Raw genomic sequence first — 7,814 nt, 5'->3', positions numbered from 1 at the left:
CTCCGTCCTCGAAATCGTCATACCACTTCTCCTAGGATTACCCCTAGGACCTGCAGCTATAACGTTCGTCAAACAAGGCGGCCTTCAATGGAGGGATACCCTTAACCTGATATCCTAACGGATACATGTCCGGTGCGAGACGAGTATCGATGAGCGTCATTGGCGCCAGTTGCTGTTTCGCGCAGTAAGCGTCAGCTTTGTCCAATAAACTCGAGACCGAATCCAATATCTGTAGCCAGGACGGCACCAGCGTCGTAAAGAGTGAAGCTCATGAGAAGTCTGCCTGACCGACATTCGCCCGGTCTTTTCCGCGGCGCGCGGTCTCGAGATGTTTGTTTTCAGGCGACCACGCCATGCTTGTCGCGTTCTGCTCCGTCATGCCGCTCACGCATTTCGTTCGCAGTTCCAGGCGCGAAGCCGCGACCTCTTTTGCATACGTGTCCCGCACGTGTCCGTATCCCCGAATCTTCTCCGGGAGCGACGCCAAGGCGACGGCATCCGAGGCACTAACCACGCGTCGGGCCTGCGTCAGGAGGAAAGCGAGATCATCTTCGTAAGCCGCGAGCACCTCGCGTGCCAGCTTTCGCTCGGAGTTGTTGCGAAACGGGTCTAGCCAAGTGCCGCGCAAGCCCCGAAGCGATTGCAGCACGCGTAAAGCCGGAAATATCCAAGGACCTAACTCACGTTTCTGCAGAGCCCCTGTCACCGGATCGCGTTTCGCGAAAGGCCAGGCTCCCAGGTTTAGCCGTACCTGGTAGTCTCCCTCGAACTGATCTTCGATTTCCTTTCTGAAGGCTGGCGATGCGTAGATGCGCGCGACCTCAAACTCGTCCTTGTTCGCAAGCAGCTTATAGTAATAGCGCGCAACGGCTCTGGCCAAGCGCCCCTCCGCACCGATAAGCTCATCGGCCTGCCTGACGCGCTCCACCATGGCCACATACCGTTCAGCCAAACCCTCGCCTTGATAAGCGACGAGTCGCCTGCGGCGATCGGCGACGATGTCCTCGAGCTGCTCCAGGGGGAGTTGGGCAAGCCGGATCACGCTCGCAACACCTGGCTTCGATCCGCTCGTCATATGACACTGGACGGCTCGGGGATCGACCGCCATGCGGCGTCCCCATTCGAAGCTGGTGCGATTGAAGTCTACCTGGACACCGTTCAACTCGATGGCGCGGAAGAGCGCGTCCAAGCCGACGGGAACACGACCGAGCTGCCATGCATAACCGAGCAAGAACATGTTCACCGCGATCGCATCTCCCATGAGCGCCGTTGCGATATCGCTAGCTTCCAGCGTCCGCACCCGTTCGCCGACCATGCCGCGCAGCCTTCCAGTCAAGCCATCAATGTCCGCTTGCCAGTCTGGCATCTTGGGAAACGCCGCCGTCGGCGCAAGCGTTGTATTCACGATAACGTAGCTGTCACCAGCTCTCAGCTTGCCGAGCGCCTCATCTCCTGATGCAACGATTAAATCACAGCCGATCAACAGGTCCGCTTCACCCACGCCAAGTCTCGCGCTGCGCAACTCCTCGCCTTGCGGCGCGAAACGCAAGTGCGACATCACCGCACCGTATTTCTGCGCAATGCCTGTGACGTCCAACACGCTGGATTGCCTTCCCTCAAGGCTTGCAGCCATACCTAGAATTGCACCGACAGTCACAATGCCGGTTCCACCAACGCCCGCGATGAGCACACCATATCCACCTGTGGTGTCGGGCAACGTTGGAAGTGGTAGCGCACTCCAACCGTCTTGCGACCGAAGGTCCGCCGCCTGTTTTTTCAGACGCCCTCCGCGCACTGTCACGAAACTTGGACAAAACCCCTCTACGCAGGAGAGATCCTTGTTGCAACTCGACTGATTGATCTTTCGCTTGCGGCCCAATTCGGTTTCGAGCGGTTCGATCGACATGCAATTGGACTTGACGCCGCAGTCGCCGCAGCCCTCGCACACCTCGGCATTGATCAAGGCACGCCGTGCGACATCCAACGACGGATTCCGCTTGCGCTGCCGCCGCAGCTCCGTTGCGCAAGCCTGGTCGTATATCAGTACCGAAACGCCGTCGAAGTCGCGCAGTTCGCGCTGGACCAGATCTAATTCGTTCCGTGGTCTGACAGGGGTTCTCGCCGGCAGCCTAATCGCGTCATAGCGTTTAACGTCGTCAGCCACCACGACCACCTTGGCTACCCCCTCGGCCAACACCATCTCGATGGCGCGCGTGACGGTCAATTCGCCGTCAATCTTCTGTCCTCCCGTCATGGACACATAGCCATTGAAGAGCAGCTTGTAGGTCATTCGTACCCCGGCAGCCACTGCCTGTCGGATTGCCAAGCTTCCCGAATGGAAGAACGTGCCATCCCCGATATTGACGAATACGTGCTGCTCGGCGGTGAAGCGCGACTGCCCGACCCAGAACATGCCTTCCGCGCCCATGTGCGTCACGGTCCCGGTGTTCTCGGGCCGGATCCACATGGCCATCCCGTGACAACCGATGCCGGGCATCGTCCGGCTGCCTTCGGGCACAACGGTCGACCGGTTGTGGGGACACCCAGAACAGAAGTTCGGCGTGCGCAGTAGCCCGGCAACGGCGGAGGACGTGACCGCCCCGTATCGAGTTTCATCGACGTCCGGCAATCCGACAAGCCCGGCGATGGTACGAGCGATGCTTATCGGCGTGAGCTCGCTCGCTATTGGCAGCAGAACAATCCCCGGCGGTGCGCGGCTCGCGTCCAACGGATCCGCCTTGCCCCACACTCGGACTCCCGAGCCTCGAAGGCTGCTCTGCAAGATGGCTTTGATCTGATCTTCCAGGAATGGCCGCTTCTCTTCGACGACGAGGATCTGGTCGAGCCCTTCCACGAACGTCTCAACGACGAGCGGGTCGACGGGCCAACTCATGCCGAACTTCAGCAGGCGGATGCCCGCGCCCTCGACCGCAGCGTCATCGAGCCCTAGCGCCGCAAGCGCGCTGCGTACATCAGTCCAGCTCTTGCCGGCGGACGCGATACCCAACCGGGGCTTCGCGGGGGCGAGCATGATCCTGTTCAATCCGTTCGCACGCGCGTAAGCGATCGCCGCTGGGAGCCGATGCTGGTAAAGCCGCGCCTCCATGTCGAGCGGGGGTTCGTTGGCGCGGATATGCAAACCACCGGGTGCCTGCGTCGGCAGCGGCGGCTGATTGGGTCGGACCCGGGAGGGCCCGACCTCTACCGTTGTCGTCGTCTCCACAACATCGGTCACCAGCTTGATAGCCACCCAGCAGCCGGCGTAGCGGCTCATGGCGATGCCATGCAGTCCGTAATCAAGGATCTCCTGCGTGTTGGACGGATAGAGTGTCGGTATGCCGGCGGCCTTCAGCTGCATGTCTGATTGTGCCGACCTCGACGACGACTTGGCGGCATGATCGTCGCCGACCAAAGCTATCACACCGCCGTTTGGGGAAGTGCCAGCCGTGTTGGCGTGCTGGAAGGCGTCCCCGCTGCGATCTACGCCGGGACTCTTGCCGTACCAAATGCCGAAGACTCCGTCGACCTTAGCTCCCGGGTAAAGATTGACGTATTGCGTGCCCCACACCGCGGTTGCCGCCAGATCCTCGTTAACGCCGGGCTGAAACTGAATATTGCAGTCCTCGAGTCTGGAAGCTATCCGCCAGAGTTCTTGATCGTAACCACCTAATGGCGAGCCACGGTAACCTGAGATGAAGCCGCCGGTGTTGAGCCCCAGCTCGCGATCGCGCCAGTGCTGCTCCAATGGCAGACGCGCCAACGCCTGGGTACCGGACAATGATACGTAACCTTCACGGAGGTCATACCGGTCTTCGAGGCTCTTCTGACGGGGCTTTTCTTCCAGTTCCATGACGTCATTCTTCGTTCGCATTGGCGACTCGGGTTACTGCCGAGGTCATTGGTTGCATCCAGTCATTTTGCGTGTGGACGTGCGCCTCGGTGACTTGGCGAAAGGAACGATCTTTCTGTCGCGCAGAGGACGCCGGCAAAAAGCCTCTTATCTACAGAGGAGATCCTCGTCACAGATTGCCGAAAGAGCTAAAGCAAATGGCGCGAAGTGAGCCAATCGCTGATTAGTCGTGTCGCCTCGGCAATCTGCTCCGGCTGATTTGCATAGTAATGTGTCGCTCCTCTGATCACGTGCATCGTCTTGTCCTTCGCGGTGGAGGCCTCGAAAATCCTCCTGGAGTGCGGTTGAGGTACGCCATCATCCGCGCTGCCCTCAATGACGAGAAGCGGGGCAGAAATGCCCGCAGCACAAACGAAACCATTGGCCCGAGAATCGTCCAGAGACCACTGGGAGAGCCAAGACCGCAATGTGCAGAACCGCGCGAGCCCGATAGGTCCGGAGTTGACCGTCTCGGGCTTTCCCATCAACAGCCCGCCTGGCTTGCGGTCGTTGGGATCCAAGGATGGGTCCAGAAATCGTGGATCTGCCCATGTTCGGTGAACGACAAAGCCGCGCTCGATTTCATCCGTGTTTCGGCTCTTGAGTTCTGCGAGCATCCCCTTCACCCAAGCCGTGATCCGCCGAATGCGCGCAAGCTGTGCCGCGCGATAGCGGGCGACATATTCGGGTGCATATGGCGGCTGGTTAGGGTTGCGAGGGTCATAGATGTCGAGCTCGACATCGCGGTCATCGGGATTCAATTCATCGCGAACAGATGGATCAATCACCTCAGCAAGCATTAGCGCCCTACTCGCATGCGCCGACTGAAAAATTACTGCGTCCGCGGGAACGAGACCAGCAGCTATTATATCTACGGGGTCACCTGCCGGCGTATCGACGATGGTCGGTGACTCGGCTTGGGACTGGTAGAACAAGGACAATGATCCACCCCCACTCCATCCCAGAAGCACGACCCTCTCGTATCCCCACTCCCTTTTGGCGTGCCGAACATAGGCGCCAAGATCGAGGACAACCTTCTCCATGATCAAGGCGGCATCATTCTTCGGATATTGGCTGGCAGCGCACAACACATGCATACCCGCTTTGGCAAGCGCTCGCGGCACCGGCAGCAGGTGCAGCGTGGAGCTCGGATGCATCAAGACCATCAACGTTTTGGAAGGCCGGTTCTTGGGCCGTATCAAGACTCCCTCAAGGTTGACCGTCCCTTGGCTACCCGCAAAACCATATGTCTCGGCAAACTTCAGACGTCCGTCGTAGGCAAGATGCACCCACTCGTTTTCAATATCCCGAGCGTCGTTCATGTCGCATCTCCTCTTGATCGCGCGGATACCGCAGCCATGGACCGCGATTCCAGTTGAATCTCGGCCACACAGTGATCCACGCACATCCCGCTGGTACACATCGCACGACAGCGAGGTTTATGAGCTGCCGTTGGCTCCCGCACCCGTGGAAGGTCGCGGGAGACGTCCTGCATTTCCGCACGCGATATTTCGTCTATGTCATCGGAATGGCCCGCCTAAAAGACTCCGGGTCTTGCTGTCGAACCGCTCCAGCTTGCACCGCTTGAATGGATAGTATTTGAGGCGACCTACTCACCGTGATGGTACGCGGCGTTCTTAGCCGGCGAAATGATAAGCGAAGAGTATGCGACATTCCCATTGCGCCGACCCACAACAGCCTGAGCATTGTCGTACGCGAATTCGAATTATCCGCCCGCGGCATGTCGACAACGCCGCGAATGATCCGAGCGCTCGCGACATCGACGCTAAGCACACAGTGCCGAGGCTGCGCCGATCGGTCGAGCTCGTAACCAGATTCTCTCTTGCCTTCGAAAAACAATTCGGAACCCGGCATATCGCGAGCTGCAAACTCCCAACCCTGAGCAAGGACCCCTACAAGAGCGTGGACGATGCGCCCCCAATTGGGCAGTCGCCACCTGGCCTCGTCCCGTCGGTCGGAACCCGCCCAGCTCTTCTCGCCATAAACGACGGTCATCGCCCCCGCTCCCGACTTTGGCTGAGCGTAGTCGAATTTGCAGCGATGTAGCGACTCCAGACCTCCGACCAACTAAGCGGCATCGTCTCCTGCACGATCTCGAACGTCTCGCATGGATGATTCCTGGCGAAACGTTCGCTTCCTTTGAACTGCAAGCTCGTTGCTCGGTGGCATCTGCAAAGCTGGATCAATCCGATCCCTCCTCGTCATGCCAGCGACTTCGCTTCCGGCCAACTTTCTTATTGCGCAAGCATCCGGAGCCACCTCCGGATGTTTGAATAACTGGCAGAGGTGCACCCACTTGCACGAGACGAGCCGGGCATCCATCGTCAGCCCCCCCTCCAAGAAATCAAATGGCCGCAGGGAAACCGCGGACCTCCTCCGCATAGCGATAACGGCGGGCTGAATGATCCGAACCAAACGCTTCGGACACCTCTGGATCGACCGATCGCCTCTTCATTGCTCATCTCCTCCATTTCCAACACACGCATCAAAACCGGCGCCAGACCCGCTTTACGCTTTACAGGTTCTATGCTATCGTTAGCGCAACGTCATCCTAAAGGGAAGGCAAAACTGACAGAATGGGAGGGAAATCATAGATCAATGGCATGTATAACGATTGCATGAGATTGCCGGCCCAACGGGGCATCGAGATCCAATTCCTTCCACCTTCACCGCGAGCGTTTCGTCTTGAAACGAGATGCCTCCTGCACCCATCTGCAAAAGTTGAGCATGCCGGCACGCCCCACTTTCCAAACGCTCCTTTCATCTGGAAGCCCCCTGGTGATGCCATGCGCGCACGACGCATTGTCCGCGCGATTGATCCAGCAAGCGGGATTCTCTGCGATGGCCATCGGGGGCTCTGGCGCACTGGCCGCACGCTATGGTTTGCCGGATCTGGGCATCGCTGGGCTGGCGGACATGTCGGCGATCACCCGTGACATTCTTGATGCTACTTCGATTGCCTGCATGGGCGATGGGGACGATGGCTATGGCGACATAAAGTCGGTCGCCCGCACAGTACAGGTTAACGAAGTGCTCGGTGTTGGCGCGCTGGTGCTGGAAGATCAGACGCGATCCGCAAAGCGTCCAGGACAGAACGCAGCCCTGGATGTCGTAAGCGACGATCAAATTGCAGCAAAATTGCGCATTGCGGTTGAAACACGCAGCAGCCGCGACTTCTGGATCATCGGGCGGACCGATGCCTACGGCGCGCACGGCATGGAGGCGGAGCTTCGTCGTGGAGAACTCTACCTGCGTTGCGGCGTCGACGGCCTCTTCATTGCAGGAGTGCGCAAAGCAGACGAGATCGAGCGCATCGGCCGCACTTTTCGGGGAACACCACTCTCCGTGGTTGTCTATGGTGGGGAAGGATGGCCCTCTCTGTCGGTATCGGAGTTGCACGCGCTCGGGTACACGCAGATTCTGTATCCGCTCGCGCTGCTGCTGCCAATGTGCACGGCACTTGTCGACGCTTTGGAAGACCTCAAGCGCGCCACGGAGCGTGGAGAAGCTCCACCCATCCGCACCGACGAAAAGCGTGCGCGAACGATATTTGCAAACGCCGTCAATCTTGATCACTGGATGTCTTTGGAGTCAGCCAAATACGACGGGCTCGGTGCCGACAAATGCGAAGGGCCTCCGAGGTGAAGGGCCTGATCGTCGATACCAGTGCCTCGTTGCACCCGCGCTTGGTCCTTGCCGAGCTGCCCGCGCCACAAGTCGGAGACAATGAAGTCGTTGTGCGAGTGGAAATGGCTGGCTTCAATCGCGCGGATCTTGCGCTGACGGCCGATCACTATCCTCCCGAAACGATCGCTGGCAGTGAACTGGCCGGCGAAGTCGTGGAAGTTGGCCGCCACTGCGTCGGGTTCAAGGTGGGGGATCGCGTGATGGCCTTGTCGCGAGG

General features: G+C 59.1%; 4 protein-coding genes. 2 read left to right on the top strand and 2 right to left on the bottom strand.

Annotated features, from left to right (window positions below):
• Positions 1 to 268: 268 nt before the first annotated feature.
• Positions 269 to 3,850, bottom strand: coding sequence for an indolepyruvate ferredoxin oxidoreductase family protein (locus IVB46_RS37950; RefSeq protein WP_247312279.1), 3,582 nt, complete (start codon positions 3,848 to 3,850; stop codon positions 269 to 271).
• A gap of 188 nt (positions 3,851 to 4,038) precedes the next feature.
• Positions 4,039 to 5,211, bottom strand: a complete 1,173-nt coding sequence (locus IVB46_RS37945; RefSeq protein ID WP_247312276.1) for an alpha/beta hydrolase — start codon at positions 5,209 to 5,211, stop codon at positions 4,039 to 4,041.
• 1,426 nt (positions 5,212 to 6,637) lie between these two features.
• On the opposite strand from IVB46_RS37945, the gene IVB46_RS37940 reads away from it, so the two are divergent.
• Both IVB46_RS37940 and IVB46_RS37935 read left to right on the top strand, forming a co-directional pair.
• A complete protein-coding gene (locus IVB46_RS37940) occupies positions 6,638 to 7,555 on the top strand; it encodes an isocitrate lyase/PEP mutase family protein (RefSeq protein WP_256468695.1) in 918 nt (305 codons plus the stop codon).
• The coding region (locus IVB46_RS37935; protein WP_247344889.1) for an alcohol dehydrogenase catalytic domain-containing protein at positions 7,552 to 7,814 on the top strand (263 nt) is incomplete at its 3' end. The genes IVB46_RS37940 and IVB46_RS37935, both read left to right, overlap by 4 nt.

It is taken from the genome of Bradyrhizobium sp. 61 (assembly GCF_023073075.1).
In the GTDB taxonomy this organism is placed as follows: domain Bacteria; phylum Pseudomonadota; class Alphaproteobacteria; order Rhizobiales; family Xanthobacteraceae; genus Bradyrhizobium; species Bradyrhizobium barranii.
The sequence above is the reverse complement of the archived record's forward strand: the minus strand, read 5'-3'. Positions and strand labels throughout refer to the sequence as shown.